This window comes from Legionella waltersii (assembly GCF_001468085.1).
Taxonomy (GTDB): Bacteria; Pseudomonadota; Gammaproteobacteria; order Legionellales; family Legionellaceae; genus Legionella; species Legionella waltersii.
Genome location: NZ_LNZB01000001.1, coordinates 1 through 15562 on the forward strand (window position 1 = coordinate 1; position 15562 = coordinate 15562).

Sequence of the window (15562 nt, forward strand, 5' to 3'; positions counted from 1 at the left end):
AGTGGACCAGTTTGATAGGTACCGTTTTGACATTTTAGGCGGTCCCATTAGCTGCTGATCGACGGTCCCTTTAGCATGCTGAATGACATTTCTTGAATATCAAAGAGATCTGGATTATTTATTGCTTCATCATGGATATCCCAAACAAAAGGGCCGTAGTTATCAAATACCCATTTTATTTTGCTAATCTGCCTCCCATAATTAATAGCCTGATGCCAATCAGCAAGGAAAATAATTTTTGTAATTCTAGCATTAGAAAGCTCTTCTTTTATTGGGTAGTTCTTTAGAGTGTATGCAATAACATCTTTTAATTTAGTCATATTAGAACCCCTTTTGCTTTGCATTTTCTAAATTTGGAATGTGATCTCTCAGTTTGGCAATTAGTTCAGATAAATAGCGTTCTTCCTGTTTTAATGTATTCTTTAACTGATTTTCATCAAAACGGTTTGAGTTTAGTGATTCGACAACCAATACAGCTAATGGCTCACCATTAATAGTATCTATGCGCAGAACAGCATAAAGCTTAGACTTCATTTTAATAGCCTTTAACGATTTTTTATTTATGGCATACCTTGTCTGACTATTTTGCTCGTAAGTATCAGCATCGCCCATATCATTTTCATAATGCCACTCATTTTGCCATCCCTTAGATATACAACCCTGGTTATCAGGGTATTGAGTCCGTCCAGGACCTCCAAATTTGGGGTTAGCAGAAAATCGCCCAAAAGGAATAAAGTGAGACTGGACTTGTCATGTATATAAATAGAAACTCGCTCACAATTTGATGCTTTAGAGCCAAATTCCAATTTTTTAGAAAGCTGATAAAGATAACCGTCAAAAACCTTTTTAACATTTTCTGCTATAAGTGCATTTTCTTCCTTTATTTTTTCTAATTCATCAAGCAATGTTTTGATAGATGGCTTGATAAAGAATGAATAAAGACTTGAAATAAGTAAATTTAGTGCAGCTACAATTATTAGAGTTAAAGGTAAGTTATTTTGTATAATTTCAAATAGCCCTTTCCAGCTAGGATATTTTTCCATTAATAGCTTAAAATCATATGATAAGAAAGCTGATGTTATAAGAATAAGAAATGATAACAGGGGCATTATCCATCGATAAGATGAATCAAAAATTCTCTTAAATTTCATAAAAAAATATCCATTGATCAAATATATTAGCTTCCTAGTACCGTCATAATGCTGTAACCAAACCTAGATACGCATGATAGTTATCTAACCAAATGTATCACTAATTTAGTTAATTATATGACACCTCATCAATAAATGGTTTTATCCCTCACCCCCCCAAACAGTCATTCTTTTTCCAAATTTTATTGCTTGAGGATAGCGACCTGACTTTACCCCTGCCCACTATGTTGATTTACCTATAGGAATTAGTACGGAAATTGGGTATTGGCTATTTATCACCTGGTATTTGGCTAAATCCCTTCCTAAATTTTTGGGCAGATATTGGGTACTTTTTCAATAGTTTTGGGCATATTTTGGGTGATTTTTAAGCCATCTGAAAACCACAAAGGACAACCCTATCAACCAGGAAAGTAGATTTAACTTGTTGATCTATAATGGTTTGTGATGGTCTTTGGTCGTCAGGAATGGTTTGAATAGTTGGTGGAGGCGGCGGGAATTGAACCCGCTACCATGGGTTTTTAACAGATCATGAAATACTATGAAATACAGCATCAGATCAAGGAAAAATGCAGATCGGCAATTGCTATCCTGTTGTCTTTGATTGTCCTTAATTGTCAGCAAATAAACCCGCAATAAACCCTTTTATTATTCCTTTAATGAGAGCTAATATCAGCAATACCGTGAATTTCTACAGGAGCTCTATTAGGAAATTCGGCCATTAGTTTTAATGAACCACCCATTGCTGAAATATATTTACTCAACGTTGAGATTAGCATATCAGAACGTTTTTCTAATCGAGAAATTCCGTCTTGTTTCATATGCAAAATGGCACCCAGATCTTGTTGAGTTTTCTCAAGTGCTAAACGCAAATCTCTCAGAGTCATTTCTTCTGCAATTAATTGATTCGCTCTCTTCTGAACAGCATCCTTTCTTTCCTTAGAAAGAGAGTTGATTTTGTCTTTAAGTGATCTAGCCATGTTTAACCTCACTTTTCAAATTTGATAAATGTTTATCAAACCGTTGATCTGCTTTCTTAATTAAATCTTTATAAAAACGTTTTTCGCTGCCTCCTAATTTATCACCACAAATAAGCAGAATACCTCTCCGCTTAGGATCAAAAGCAAACGCTAATCTCCATACCCCATTATCTGCATTAAACCTGAGCTCTTTCATATTTGAATGCTTAGATCCATTTAATGTGTCTACATGAGGACGTCCTAATTCTGGTCCAAATTTCTCCAAGACTTTTAAATGGGCTAAACATTCGTTCTGAACTAGTTCGCTTAGCTCATCGAATTCCAAATCAAAATCTTCTTGAAATATTATTTCCCAGTTCATATGTTATATTATGTCATTAAGAACATATGCTGTCAAATGCATATGTATTTAAATACATGTTTATGTGTTGATAATACAAAGTAGTTAAAATTCAGCTGAAATATGATGTCAGATCTTGAGCCGACCTGCTCTATAGCCAACGGATATTATGGCATCAAGATTATAATAATCGACTTGATATGTTTGTCATCCGGTGCAGTTGTTGCAAAATTTACAACAACTGAATCTTTGTCTAATTTATTGATTTTAAATATGTTAATCTTACCGCGGAAAAACGGACACTAATTTGTTAGTATTTATGACCAAACAAAGAGGTGTAAGTAATGGAAAGACAACTACGCAAGTACAGTAAAGAATACAAACATGAGGCGGTAAGTATTGCATTAAGTTATGGTAATGTGAATCAGGCAGCGAAAGAGTTAGGAGTTCCAGGGCCGACGTTGCACGAATGGGTAAGCAAGACAAAGTATACGGGAAGCAATTTTATTGAGCAGAAGCCTCGTTAAAGTGGCAGGGTCCATACTATTACGTCAGCTTTAGAAAAACGAAGAAACAGTTGACGGAATTTTCATAAGTTGTAACAATTTAACCCGTTAACAACGGCTTAAGGATTAGTCTAAACACATGGACAGTTCGTCATCGGATAAGGATGCAAAATTAAATCAATGTGAAAAAGCAATTTCTCATTTTCCACTATTCTACCTTTTAAATCAGAAACAAATTCGTGAACTTGCAAAAATTGCAAATGAGATTACTGTGGAAGCTGGGGATATAATCGTCCAACAAGGAAATATAGTAGACTCTGTATTTATCATAAAGTCTGGTTCTGTTCTGGTAACAAAAATTAAGGTCGATATTGATAAAACAGAAGAAATGTTTATAGCTACTTTAGGCCCTGGCTTTGCAATTGGTCTTTCACCAACAGGGATATTTTCACATAGTGGAACTAGAGTAACAACCGTAACCGCAAAAACCCCTACAACTCTATTTGCTTTTAGGATCGAGGATATCAATCATTTTTTAAAAAAGCATGTTACGAACTATCCTGCACTACAAAAGGAAACTGATGTTCTTGTGTTACTAAATTATTTAAAAAAAATTGGATTTTTTAACATCCAATTAACTAGTAGTTTGATAAGGTTTTCAGAAAATATTAGACCTATCTCTTGTCCAAAAGATGTGATGTTATATAAAAAAAATCAGGAAGCTAATCAATGCTATTTTCTCATTAATGGTCAAATTGATCTTATTGATGATGATAAGCAAAAAAATCTTATTCGCCAATTAAATCCCGTGTCAATGTTTGGTGATGAAGTATTAATAGATGAGGGGCGCTATTCTTCAAGTGCTATTGCAAAAACTGATAGTGATTTGTTTGTCTTGCATAGGCAAGACCTTAAGCAGCTAATGGTCGGAAATTCGGCCATCAGTAATTTTTTTATCGAGGCATACCAAAAATCCAACAGAACAACAAAAGACATTACATTTTTAGGCAGCGAAGACGTTACATTATTAAATAAAATTACTAAACGACTCAAATCATTATGGAGATGACATGAAGTTTTTTCCAATTGGATATATATCTCGATATTCACTGTTTTTGATCTTATTTCTTTTGCAAGGATGTGAAAATAATAATTCGGTTACTATTCCGGGTTATATCGATGCTGATTATTTATATATATCATCAAGCTATAGTGGTACCTTAGAGTCGTTATTAGTTAATCGAGGTCAAATGGTTGAAAAAAACCAACAGCTGTTTGTAATTGACCCTCAACCAGAAACAGATGCTGTCATAATTGCCAATGCGAGACTATCTCAAGCAGCTTCCGACCTAGAAAGAACAAAAACAGACTATATTCTTCAGAAGAAGTTATTTACTAGGAGTAAGCAGTTATATCATCAAGATGTTATAACAAAAGAAGAATTTGAGATCAGCCAATCCAAATATTCTTCTGCTAAGGCTCAACTTGATGCCATTACAGCTAATATGCAAGCTTTGAAAGCTGAGCTTCATAAGTCTGAATGGATACTTAAACAAAAAACTTATTACTCCCCGACTAAAGCACTAGTTTATGATAGTTATTACACAGTAAATGAGTTAGTGCAGCCTAACAATCCTATCCTTTCATTGCTTAAAAATGACTCAATTAAATTCGTTTTTTATTCTCCAGAATCTTTGTTGAAGAGTCTTAAATTAAATCAAACCGTTACTATTCGCTTTGATGGCAGTCCAATATCTATTAAGGCAAAGGTAATCTATATTTCTCCTAATGCGGAATATAATCCACCAGTTATTTATAGTTCCGAATCAAGAACAAAATTAACATTTAGAGTTGAAGCAAAACCAATAGATGTTGACTCTCTGAAAGAGCTTCACCCCGGTCAACCCGTTTCAGTAATCATTAATATGTAGAGTCTTACCTATGACAAAAGGCAATTTAGTCATTGATGCACAACACTTACATAAATCATTTAACGATTTAATTGCAGTGAAAGATATTAGTTTACAAGTCAATCGAGGAGATATTTTTGGGTTCTTAGGACCCAATGGCTCTGGAAAAACAACTACGATAAGAATGTTATGTGGATTACTAACTCCAGATTATGGCTCGGGAACTTGTCTTGGCTACGATATAATCACACAAACTGATAGCATCAAAAGACAAGTGGGCTATGTTCCACAACATTTTAGCCTATATAAGCAATTAACAGTTTATGAAAATATCATGTTAATGGCGGAGCTATATGGCATAACCGATCGTGAAAGCCGATTATATATGCTACTGGATAAATTGAATCTGATGTCAAGAAAGGACCAAGTGGCAGGAACATTATCAGGGGGGCTAAAACAAAGGCTATCATTAGCCTGTGGTCTCATTCATGAGCCTTACCTTTTATTGTTAGATGAGCCAACTGCAAGCGTTGACCCCTCATCTCGAAAAGAGTTTTGGAGAGTAATGCACGACTTATCTGATGAAGGCATGACGATATTATTAAGCTCACATAATATGGATGAGGTAGAACACTGTGACCAGATTGCTTACATTGCTGATGGGGAATTAATCATGAATGGAAGCATCAAAGACATTATAAATACAGTGAACTTGACAACTTGGCAGGTTAAAGGAAATTACTTAAAACTCATCGCCAAGCAATTAGAGGCCACACCTGATATTGAACAAGTTATATCATTTCATGATAGCCTACATGTCAGCTCTAGAAATAAAGAACTGTTAATGGAAGCAATTAAACCATATCAGAACAAACCAGATATTCATTGGACTGAAATCATTTCTACTCTAGATGATGTATTTGTTTGGCTGTCCCATAACAAACTTGAAGGAGAGCTGAAATGATAACCTATAAATATCCATTTTTGCGTTTCAGGGCGATCTTAAAGAAAGAATTTATTATCATGAAGCGTGATTATGTAACCTATATTTTTTTAATCATATTGCCGTTTTGCCAAATGATAATATTTGGAAATATCATTAACACCGATGCAAGGCATTTACCAACAGTGGTTATCAACAATGATCACTCAATATTTACAAATAGGTTAATAGCGGGATTTAGAAATACGGAGTATTTCGATATTAAGGCTATAACTGATGACTCTAAAAATGCTGAGGCACTGATAAAAAAAAGTAAAATTCAATTTATTATAACAATACCAAAAGACTTTTCACGCGATATTATTAAAAATAAACATCCCCATATTTTAGTTGAAGGAGATGCGACCGATCCTGTTGCTGTAGGCGGTGCTTTCCGTGCTGCTGTCAACTTAGCAGATACAGTATTTGATGAAGAATTAAAAGGGCCGCTCGCTTATCTTAAGAAGAAAGAGCCGGTTTACAGTGTTGAGATTCATTCACTTTATAATCCTGCGGTCGTTTCTCAATATCATACAATTCCTGGGTTATTAGTAACTATATTGGCGGTTTCTTTGACAATGCTTACAGCTATTTCTATTACCACTGAGTTTGACCAAAATACCATGGAAATGCTTTTTATCACCCCCATTAAACCATTAGAGGTAGTTTTAGGTAAACTAATTCCAAACTTAGCTATAGGCACTATAGTGTATTTTCTTACGGTAACAGCCAGTATGTACTATTTCCAAGTACCATTTTTAGGAAGTGTTACCCTCCTTTTCTTTTGCGCTATTCCCTACATTATGACCAGTTTATCGATTGGTTTAGCCGCCTCAACTATAGCAAGAACACAAATAAGAGCGGTCAATATTGCCAATGCTTATATGTTACCAGCATTGTTGTTATCGGGGTTCGCTTTTCCATTTAATGCAATGCCAAAATGGGCACAGTGGTTAGGGGAGCTTTTACCACCAACTCACTTTATGAGGATAATAATGCAAATCATGCTAAAAGATGCAACTTTTATTGATATTTGGAGTGACTTATGGCCAATTATTCTTTTTTTCACAATTATAATAACTTTTAGTATAAAACGTTACAATCAAACGCTTGATTGATTTTAGAGGAAGTTTGTGAATGGCAAAGGAGTGTTTGAAGTTCATTAGATATCTTATATTTCTCATTATATCAGCACATAGTTATGCATCTGATTTGTTGGCTGTTTTTCAGAAAGCAGTAGAAAGCGATCCAACCTACCTGGAAGTCGTTGAAGAGACTTTGGCCAATGAAGAAAATATCGCGATAAATCGTTCGGTATTATTACCCAATGTATCTGCTCAAGTATTTGGTAGAAAAGATTTTTTTCGTTCTAAAGGTGCTAGTACTGATAACGACATATTACCTCCCAAAAGCATCTTTACTACTTTTCAACCCCAATTATCAGTATCCCAAACCATATTCAATTTTGCTCATCTAGCTAAACTTCATGGTGCACAACTCTCTGCAAAACAAGCTAATGCTAAGCTTAATGTTGCATTTCAAAATTTATTGATTCGTGTTGCACAAGCTTATTTTAATGTACTTCAAGATGAAGATAATCTAAGATACCATCGTGCCAGTAAACAGTCATTTGCAAAACAGCTTTATCAAGCAAGACAATTACAGCAAGCCGGGAAAGCAACTCTTACAGATGTTTACACAGCTGAATCAGCCTACGGAACAGCGAAGAGTGGATACATCAATGCCAAAACCAAACTGGCAATTGATAAGGACTTTTTGACAACAATTACTGGTGAATATATTAATAATTTAGCGAAGTTAAAGCTAAACTTCCCTCTTATTTCACCCAAACCTCAAAAAATAAACGAATGGGTAAATACTGCCAAACAGCAAAATTGGGATATCAAGGCAAATCTATATGGTCTTCAAGCCGCTCGGGAATTAATAAAACAAAACGTTTCTGAAAATTTACCGGATTTAAAATTAAGGTTAAGTTCACTTTACAACACGTCAAACTCCACCGGCTCAAGCTTTCTTGCAGCTCCAGGAACGTCAAAGAAAACTGATAACGTAGTTGCAATAAATTTAAATATACCGATTGTTTCTGGTGGACTTACCGTAGCAAAAACAAGACAAGCACAGTTCAAATACAAAGCCGCTTATCAGAACCTAGAAAATAGTTACAGAAACACTGTATTCTCTACCCGAAAAAACTATTTAAATATAGTGGCTGATATTGGAAAATTAAAAAATGACATAATCACTTTAAAATCAGCAAAAAGTTCTCTCCATGGCTTAAAAACTCGATATAATGCTGGCTCAGGTAATATAGTTGACGTTCTCATTCAACAAGAGAAAGTACTTAAAGCTCAATCAGAAAATGCTGCCAATAAATATTCATATATCATGAATTATCTTTCTCTTAAGCAATCTATAGGGACATTAAGTATAACCGACTTACATATTGTAAATTCATGGTTAATTACTGAAAAAATATCAAAAAAATTAATAGACAAGTAAATAGTTCATACATCAATACATTCTCAGTAAAGAATAAACTTTTTAGCAGAGAAAATCCCTAATTCGCACAATGATTATTTTGTCTTGTTGGGAGCTCAAATAATTTCGGATTAACACATGTCCGAATATTTTGCCTGAGAGCTACAATAATCTCTATTTGAAAACCATCGTTCATCTTAATATTCGGCCAATTATCATTTATAGTATGCAGTTCAAATACTGATGTAGCAGAAGATAGGAAATAATAGTATCTTGCACAAATTATTAATTTTGGCATAGATGAAGCCTATACAACGTAGAGCTTATGGCTTTCGTAACTATGAAAATTATAGAACACGTGTTAAGGTGTTGTGTTGTTAATTGGGGAGTGCCCCCGTAATTGGGAAAGTGCCTCAATTTGGCGGTGCCGCAATGGTGCCGGTTGAAAAACTCAAGAGTAAATAATGATGTAAATCAATACGTTATGGTGGAGGCGGCGGGAATTGAACCCGCGACAATTTTTTGTAACTTGTTGATATAATTGGTTCTTATTGCCTTGCTCTGGTTTCTGGGCAGAATTTGGGTAGAATTTACTATCATTTTTTATAGTTAAAACATATTATACCTGCCCCTTGATTTTATGCAACTTACTTCTTAAACTTAACACTTAACGTTAAGTATCTAAAGTGGATTGCATTGATGAGTTCTATGAAGGCACATAATTTTGTGAATCATTTGGCAACTCAAGGCCAACACTATTTTACAACAGATGACATGATACAGGCACTTAATTCGTCTCAGATAAACGCTTGGTCATTAATCAGAAGACTTGAAAAAAAAGGGATGATTGCTACTCCCTACCAAGGCTTTCACGTGATTATCCCCCCCGAATTTCAGCGCTTGGGTTGTCTGCCTCCTGATCAATTTATTCCTGATTTAATGAACCACCTACAAATACCTTACTATGTCGGTTTAGTAAGTGCAGCCCAATACTATGGTGCATCACATCAACAAGCCCAAGTTTTTCAAGTCATAGTGCCGAAAAACCGAACTAAAATTAGATGTGGAAATGTGCGTATTGAGTTCATTGCTAGAAAAAACATCACTGATATGCCAACAAAGAATTTTAATACGCCTAAAGGATATGTGAGCGTCTCGACCCCAGAGGCAACAGCACTGGATCTGGCTAACTATCCAATACATTGCGGCGGATTAAATAACGTTGTAACCATTTTAGAGGAGCTGGCAGAACAAATAGAGCCAGAAGCACTAATGAAGCTTACAAATCAATTACATACGACACCACAGTGGCAACGATTGGGTTTTTTATTTGAGGTAACCCAGTTAGAAGAATTGGCCGAAGTTATAGAAAATAGTTTAAAAAAACGATCTTTTCGTGCCGTAGCATTAGTGTCAAAGCTAGCAGCTCAACGAAATGAGATGCCTTTTAATAAAAGATGGAAAATTATTGAAAATGAAACAATAGAGAGTGATCTATGATCCCTAGAAGATTTATCACACAATGGCGAGCTAATGCGCCTTGGGCTTTTGAACACCAAATTGAGCAGGATTTAATAATTAGTAGAGCACTTGTTGAGTTATTTAACGATCCCGTTATCGCTAACTCAGTAGCATTCCGTGGAGGTACTTCGCTTTATAAGCTATTTGTAGAAAACCCTGCTCGATATTCTGAGGATATTGATCTGGTGCAGATTCATTCCAAGCCAATTGGCCCGGTATTAGATGCCATCCGATCTCATTTGGATGTATGGTTAGGAAAACCAAACAGCAAACGCTCCCAAGGCCGCGTGACTTTAATTTATCGTTATTTAGCTGAGGGTATGCCAGCAATTCCCATGCGACTAAAAATAGAAATTAATACTCAGGAACACTTTACAGTTCTGGGACATCATCAAAAAATTTTCTCAGTAACTTCGGACTGGTTTAACGGAAAAGCAAGCATTTTAACGTTCCATTTAAATGAATTATTAGGAACAAAACTACGTGCATTGTACCAGAGAAAAAAAGGAAGAGATTTGTTTGACCTCTGGTATATTGACGGTCAGCTCCCTTGTGATCACAACGAGAGCGTCAGTATTTTTCAGCACTACCTAAAGCAGCAAAATTTATCCATAACTAAAGCCCAATTTGAAGAAAACTTAATCCAAAAACTTTCATCAGAGCTTTTTATTAAAGATATGGATCCCTTACTGGTTCCTGATTTGCAATGGAGCGTTCAAAAAGCCGCCGCTCTGGTGAATGAAAAATTTATATCGTATCTTCCCGGTGACTCATGGAAAGGCGTTGCTAAATAATTGACTCTAATATTTGTAATAATCTCCAATAAACGATACTTTTTAGTGTTTATTGGAGATTATTGCAAATGACCGCATTTGCGTAACTATCGATCAATTTCTCTTCGCTACCATTTTGACATTATCTGCTGTTACTACTAATTCAGTTAGTAGTATTGATTGATTTTGTCAATTCAAACTAAAGTTTCTGGGAGATTACAGGGCTCGCGCTTAAACTCCAATCATTCACTGGTTGATAACCAGCAACAGTAGACTTATCAGGTATCCAACGCCCATAGTGTTTGATAATCATCTCCGTATCCCTATGCCCCATCTGTGTAGCCAACCACAAAGGATTTTCCCCGGCAGAAAGCAGCATTGATGCATATGTATGCCGCGTTTGGTAAGGATTGCGATAGCGCACGCCTGCTTTTTTCAAAATATGCGTCCAGCTGGTTTTACGAATCTGACCATCTGTCTCCCACGGGGTGTTGGTTCTTGGGTTATAAAAAACCCGAGTACCCTCCAGAAAGGTAAATGCTTTTTGATTTTTTAATGCATCAAGTGCCGGGGGAAGCAATAGCACATCACGCACCCCTGATTTTGTCTTGGTTCCTTTTTCCTGTTTGAGTACCACGGCCTTTGATACACGAACCGTTCCTTTTAACCAGTCAATATCATTCCATTCCAGTGCAATAAGCTCTGACGTTCTCAGACCGGAAAAAAAGGCAAATTGATACAAATTTCTTGCCTGCCCTGTGGCGGTATCAAGAATAGCCTTGATTTCATCCTGATCAAAAGGATCAACCTCCCAGTCGCTTTTGCTGGTTTTTTTGTTGAGCAATTTAGATAGCACCAGTCTATCGAGGGGGTTGCGCTCAATAACCCCGTCATTTAGAGCTTGATCCAGCATATTTCGAAGAGGGGTCAAAATATTGCGAACTGTTTTTACCGTGACATTCAAGCCAGTAACCCAGTTGCGGATAATTACTGGCGATAATTCACGAATAGGTATTTTACCAAAAGCAGGATACAAATGAGCCTCACACACTTTTCTATAGCCGTTGTAAGTACTAGCCTCCAAAGTTTTCTCCGCAATGGCCATGTAATCATGTAGCAACTCAGCCGTTGTGGCTTTGATGATTGCATGGCCAAATAGCTTTGCACGTTTGGAGTCAGGAAAATAATCCGCATAGTTAAATGTCCCCAGTGCGATTGCGTTAATGATCTCACCCCGCAACCGCCCGGCATATTTTAGATTCGCTTTCGTGGGTTCCAGTTTCAAAGTCTCGCGGCACTGCACTCCTCGATAACTGAAGATAATCCGAATAGCAGATCCAGTTTCCCACTCACGGATACTTACACCGCGCGGAGGCTGCAGTTCGTTGCCTTGTTGCCGCTTTCCACCCATTTTTCAACCTCAATTAAATTAATCCATATGTTGCCGTCTGGTCCTAATTTACATTGTACACCATCGAGCCAGATACCGCGTTTGCGTTTCGCGTGCACTGCATCAGAAGTATCCCCTGAATCCTGACAATATTTTTTAAGTTTTACCCATTTCATAATCAAAACTTCCTTCTTTATTTATGAAAGCTAACTAACCAAAGAGTGGTTCTTTGAATTGGAGCTGATTTCAAGAACAATTTGATAGAGCTTCATGAGCTGCATCTCTGACTTAAAACCCTTAGGAACCGCATTGTGACAATAAATAGAGCGAATGTTGTCGATGTGCGTATCCGATAAATCCGCGATGTTTTTCAAGGTATAATGTGTCGAGTTGATGATGTACTGAATCATTCCCTTATAGATGTTCAGTTTTAGTTGCTGATCCATATGCAAACACTCCTTACTGCAAGGCAAATCTAATGCGCTGCTGATTTAAATCATGAACAAATGACTAAGTGATATTCCGGCAAAATATGGTAATATCTAATTTTACATCGGTGTAATTCGTTACATCAATGTAAGTTATTACATCTATGTAACGAAGGTCAAGGTATGACGACAAATATTTTAAGTGAATCTAATAATCTCCAATTAGCGCAAACGCTTACGGATTTAATTGAACGTGAGAATAAACTGACGCCTGCAGCACTTGCACGAAAGCTAGGTATCCCAACCAACAAAATTACACGAATTTTGAATGGTGATGTTACCGATCCGAAAACGAGCACTCTGCTGCAAATTGCAAACTATTTTGGAATTACTATTGAGCAGCTTCTTGGCTTAGAATCCATTGTTCGTGAAGGAGCATCGAATATCGAGCCTTTGGCGCAGTCTCTGCCCATTTATGAATTCAGCCATCCAACCCGAATGACAAATGAATGGTATCGCTGGTCATCCAATGAGATTGATGGTGATTACTTTGCTCTCGCGATAGATACTGATTTTTATGAGCCTACCTTTCCGCAAAACTCGTTACTGATTGTTCATCCAGACATGATGCCAGATGATCGCTCGTACATTGTTGTGAAAAGGAATGATAGCCCCCAGCATTGTTCCATTAAAAAATATGTTTTAGAAGGAAATCAAAGCTATTTGTACCCCATTAATCCTAAGCTGCCAGTGGAATTATTCGATAGAAATTTATACACAATCGCTGGTGTGATTCTTGAGGTGCATCAAAAGCTACGCTCCAAAAAATAAGTTGTAGGATGTAAACATGGAAAAGTGGAATCAAGGAAATCGATTTTTACGGTTTTTGTATCAGCATTTGTATTTACGGTTCAAAGGGCAAATCAGGGAACCTTATCTTATTCGAATTGATAATATCTATACCGATCCGGACAGCAATGCATTAACTGTTGCCTTTCATATTGCCAACAAGCGTGTGAATCAGGATATGTCTGTGGCTGAGTTTGTTAAAACCGATATGATTTATCTGGTTGACCCTCGCATCGTGTTTGATATGGGGCAGCAGTTTGGCTCTCATTCAGAAAAACTGATCGTTACCAAAAATACGGAGTCCAGTCTAAAGAAGAGATGCGTCACCACCCTCAAGAGGGTTTTTATCGATGAATAACTCCATTATCGGCAAATCCAAAACTCCCTTGCAGTATAAAGTGTTCCATACGCTATTGGGTTTTGCAGTTTTCTTTTCTTTGATTACCGTGCCAGCAGAGGCGCAGGTGATCCAAATCCATGGAATATTCACATCCTCAGAATTACTCTGGTGGCCGGTCGTCATTTTTGTGTTGCGTCTAATCCACGGTGTTTATGGCTTCGCATACCTCAGACATGCTGTATATGCGGTATTGTTATTTCATGCCATTTACCTTATGTTTTTGAAATTTGCCATCTGGCTGCCCGCCTCTTCATTCTGGAAAATGCAAGAACCTTACACGCAGGTGCTGGGTAGGGATTTTTTATACCTGATAAAAAGTTCTTTATTTTTATGGGGATGTGCACTTCTTCCGATACGTTTTGCGAATACGGCAAATTATAAATACTACGGGTATATCTTCTGGGTATCTTTGGTTGCGTTTTGCTTTTTGGATGTGGGCTGGTTAAATATGCACAAAAATACCCCTGACACCCAGATCGTGGTGCCTTTGCTCATCTTCGGGTTGCTTAATATTTTTTATAGTTGGCTCTCTGTGGTTATTGCGAGAATTGAACACATAGAAAGCCCAATTCAATCGGACAGATATCTTTTTAAATTTCAATTGCCACAAGTCCTGAAGAACGATAGCAAGACATTCAAATATCATCACATGCTGTTTTGTTCCAGTATCGTCTTTTTTATCGCGTCCAAGACCATGGCTGCCAAATTTATTTCTATTGGATTTTTAACGATCAATGTTGGGGGAATTGTCTTTTCATTGGCCTACCTTGCTGCAGATATGATGACGGACGTTTATGGAGTTGAACGCACCAAGCAGATGGTGCTATTTGTTATTTTCTGCAATCTACTGTTTGTTTTTGATGTTTGTGTAACAAATATGCTGGCAATTGGAGAGAACGATCCCTACCGAGCGATACTGCACAATCAGGCGCGAATGTTCATTGCTTCTGCCACCGCCTTCTTTCTGGGGATGACCATCAATTCCACAGTTATTTCACTCATCAAATCCAGACAACGCAAACGGGGCATTTCCCTAAAGAAAGAATTTATCACCACCGTTTGGACACGAATCGCCACTTCATCAGCATTTGGAATCATCATCGATGTGAGCTTGTTTTCATTGGTGGCGTTCTATGGGATTGTTCCGACTGAAAAACTGGCCAGCGTTATTGTTTTTGAGGACGCTTACAAAATTTCCTATGAGGTTTTTCTGGCACCTCTTTCCATTTTGCTGATTTACTTCCTCAAGGTTAAGGAGAGGGTTGATATTTACGATGAACTATCGAATTTAAACCCATTCAGAATTGATACCAATTACAAGATCAGCGCGAATAAGTTTGCTGAAAACTATATGAAACCAGCGGAGCCTAACGATGGATAAATATATTTATGACTTTATGGCCGCTACAATTGAAGTGGCAGCGACTAACCCTATGGCTCCCTATGGTGCAATTATTGTTTACGATGATCAGGAAATCCTTTTGAAGTCGGTAAACAGCGCACATAACAATCCTTTAATGCATGGTGAATTATCGGTGATCCACAGGCTCTTTGAGAACGGTTTTGATGGCGATGTGAACAAGTTAAGCCTTTATACCACTGCGGAACCTTGCCCCATGTGTGCTGCTGCAATTTATTGGGCAATGATTCCTAAGGTGGTTTATGGGAGTTCTATTTCATTTTTGCATGAGTTGTTTGGTCGGCAAATTCAGGTTGGGGCGCAAGAAATTTTGTCTAAGACACCGGATTTTTATAGTTGTCATGTGATTGGTGGAGTGATGGAAGAAAAGTGTAATCAATTATTTTTTGAAGCCAAGAGAATGAGGTATTAATATA

Annotated in this window: 20 protein-coding genes and 1 pseudogene; 13 read left to right on the plus strand and 8 right to left on the minus strand. The window is 37.0% G+C overall.

Annotated features, from left to right (window positions below; genetic code table 11):
• Positions 1–47 precede the first annotated feature (47 nt).
• From Lwal_RS00005 to Lwal_RS00025, 5 genes are all read right to left on the minus strand, one after another.
• The gene (locus tag Lwal_RS00005; protein ID WP_058478882.1) at positions 48–320 is read right to left on the minus strand and encodes a type II toxin-antitoxin system antitoxin SocA domain-containing protein; all 273 of its coding nucleotides are present in this window, start codon (positions 318–320) and stop codon (positions 48–50) included.
• A gap of 1 nt (position 321) precedes the next feature.
• A complete protein-coding gene (locus tag Lwal_RS00010; RefSeq protein ID WP_058478883.1) occupies positions 322–534 on the minus strand; it encodes a hypothetical protein in 213 nt (70 codons plus the stop codon).
• A 26-nt stretch (positions 535–560) separates the two neighbouring features.
• Positions 561–1151, minus strand: coding sequence for a hypothetical protein (locus tag Lwal_RS00015; RefSeq protein ID WP_058478884.1), 591 nt, complete (start codon positions 1149–1151; stop codon positions 561–563).
• A gap of 653 nt (positions 1152–1804) precedes the next feature.
• Complete coding sequence (locus tag Lwal_RS00020; RefSeq protein ID WP_058478885.1) at positions 1805–2128, minus strand: helix-turn-helix domain-containing protein; 324 nt, start codon at positions 2126–2128, stop codon at positions 1805–1807.
• Positions 2121–2489, minus strand: coding sequence for a type II toxin-antitoxin system RelE/ParE family toxin (locus Lwal_RS00025; RefSeq protein WP_058478886.1), 369 nt, complete (start codon positions 2487–2489; stop codon positions 2121–2123). The genes Lwal_RS00020 and Lwal_RS00025 overlap by 8 nt, the downstream gene beginning before the upstream one ends.
• A 323-nt stretch (positions 2490–2812) precedes the next feature.
• Between Lwal_RS00025 and Lwal_RS00030 the strand changes: the two genes are divergently transcribed.
• From Lwal_RS00030 to Lwal_RS00065, 9 genes and pseudogenes are all read left to right on the plus strand, one after another.
• The gene (locus Lwal_RS00030; protein ID WP_058478887.1) at positions 2813–2995 is read left to right on the plus strand and encodes a transposase; all 183 of its coding nucleotides are present in this window, start codon (positions 2813–2815) and stop codon (positions 2993–2995) included.
• Between the two features lie 118 nt (positions 2996–3113).
• Positions 3114–4043 (plus strand): cyclic nucleotide-binding domain-containing protein, encoded by a 930-nt coding sequence (locus Lwal_RS00035; protein ID WP_058478888.1) that lies wholly within the window; start codon positions 3114–3116, stop codon positions 4041–4043.
• A gap of 1 nt (position 4044) precedes the next feature.
• Positions 4045–4905: an HlyD family secretion protein gene (locus Lwal_RS00040; protein ID WP_058478889.1), complete on the plus strand. Its 861-nt coding sequence runs from the start codon at positions 4045–4047 to the stop codon at positions 4903–4905.
• Positions 4906–4915: 10 nt separating this feature from the next.
• A complete protein-coding gene (locus Lwal_RS00045) occupies positions 4916–5848 on the plus strand; it encodes an ABC transporter ATP-binding protein (RefSeq protein WP_058478890.1) in 933 nt (310 codons plus the stop codon).
• Positions 5845–6984, plus strand: coding sequence for an ABC transporter permease (locus Lwal_RS00050; protein WP_058478891.1), 1140 nt, complete (start codon positions 5845–5847; stop codon positions 6982–6984). The genes Lwal_RS00045 and Lwal_RS00050 overlap by 4 nt, the downstream gene beginning before the upstream one ends.
• A 19-nt stretch (positions 6985–7003) precedes the next feature.
• Entirely contained in the window at positions 7004–8386 is a 1383-nt protein-coding gene (locus Lwal_RS00055; RefSeq protein WP_058478892.1) for a TolC family outer membrane protein, read from the plus strand.
• A gap of 279 nt (positions 8387–8665) precedes the next feature.
• A pseudogene (locus tag Lwal_RS18130) lies at positions 8666–8746 on the plus strand (transposase); the annotation flags it as partial.
• 318 nt (positions 8747–9064) lie between these two features.
• A complete protein-coding gene (locus Lwal_RS00060; protein WP_231951005.1) occupies positions 9065–9865 on the plus strand; it encodes a type IV toxin-antitoxin system AbiEi family antitoxin in 801 nt (266 codons plus the stop codon).
• Positions 9862–10680 carry a nucleotidyl transferase AbiEii/AbiGii toxin family protein gene (locus tag Lwal_RS00065; RefSeq protein WP_083499991.1) on the plus strand — a complete coding sequence of 273 codons (819 nt, stop codon included), beginning with the start codon at positions 9862–9864 and terminating at the stop codon, positions 10678–10680. Before Lwal_RS00060 ends, Lwal_RS00065 begins: the two co-directional genes overlap by 4 nt.
• 178 nt (positions 10681–10858) lie before the next feature.
• Here the strand turns inward: Lwal_RS00065 and Lwal_RS00070 are convergent, their stop codons facing one another.
• The 3 genes from Lwal_RS00070 to Lwal_RS00080 are packed head-to-tail and all read right to left on the minus strand — an operon-like array spanning position 10859 to position 12495.
• Positions 10859–12070, minus strand: a complete 1212-nt coding sequence (locus Lwal_RS00070) for a tyrosine-type recombinase/integrase (RefSeq protein WP_058478894.1) — start codon at positions 12068–12070, stop codon at positions 10859–10861.
• On the minus strand, positions 12019–12225 hold the full coding sequence (locus Lwal_RS00075) for a hypothetical protein (RefSeq protein ID WP_058478895.1): 207 nt from the start codon (positions 12223–12225) through the stop codon (positions 12019–12021). Before Lwal_RS00075 ends, Lwal_RS00070 begins: the two co-directional genes overlap by 52 nt.
• A 30-nt stretch (positions 12226–12255) precedes the next feature.
• On the minus strand, positions 12256–12495 hold the full coding sequence (locus tag Lwal_RS00080; protein WP_058478896.1) for a hypothetical protein: 240 nt from the start codon (positions 12493–12495) through the stop codon (positions 12256–12258).
• 165 nt (positions 12496–12660) lie between these two features.
• On the opposite strand from Lwal_RS00080, the gene Lwal_RS00085 reads away from it, so the two are divergent.
• The 4 genes from Lwal_RS00085 to Lwal_RS00100 are packed head-to-tail and all read left to right on the plus strand — an operon-like array spanning position 12661 to position 15558.
• Positions 12661–13308: a helix-turn-helix domain-containing protein gene (locus Lwal_RS00085; protein WP_058478897.1), complete on the plus strand. Its 648-nt coding sequence runs from the start codon at positions 12661–12663 to the stop codon at positions 13306–13308.
• Positions 13309–13324: 16 nt separating this feature from the next.
• Positions 13325–13684 (plus strand): hypothetical protein, encoded by a 360-nt coding sequence (locus Lwal_RS00090; protein WP_058478898.1) that lies wholly within the window; start codon positions 13325–13327, stop codon positions 13682–13684.
• Positions 13677–15107, plus strand: coding sequence for a VUT family protein (locus Lwal_RS00095; RefSeq protein WP_058478899.1), 1431 nt, complete (start codon positions 13677–13679; stop codon positions 15105–15107). Before Lwal_RS00090 ends, Lwal_RS00095 begins: the two co-directional genes overlap by 8 nt.
• Positions 15100–15558 carry a nucleoside deaminase gene (locus tag Lwal_RS00100; RefSeq protein WP_058478900.1) on the plus strand — a complete coding sequence of 153 codons (459 nt, stop codon included), beginning with the start codon at positions 15100–15102 and terminating at the stop codon, positions 15556–15558. The genes Lwal_RS00095 and Lwal_RS00100 overlap by 8 nt, the downstream gene beginning before the upstream one ends.
• Positions 15559–15562: the final 4 nt, after the last annotated feature.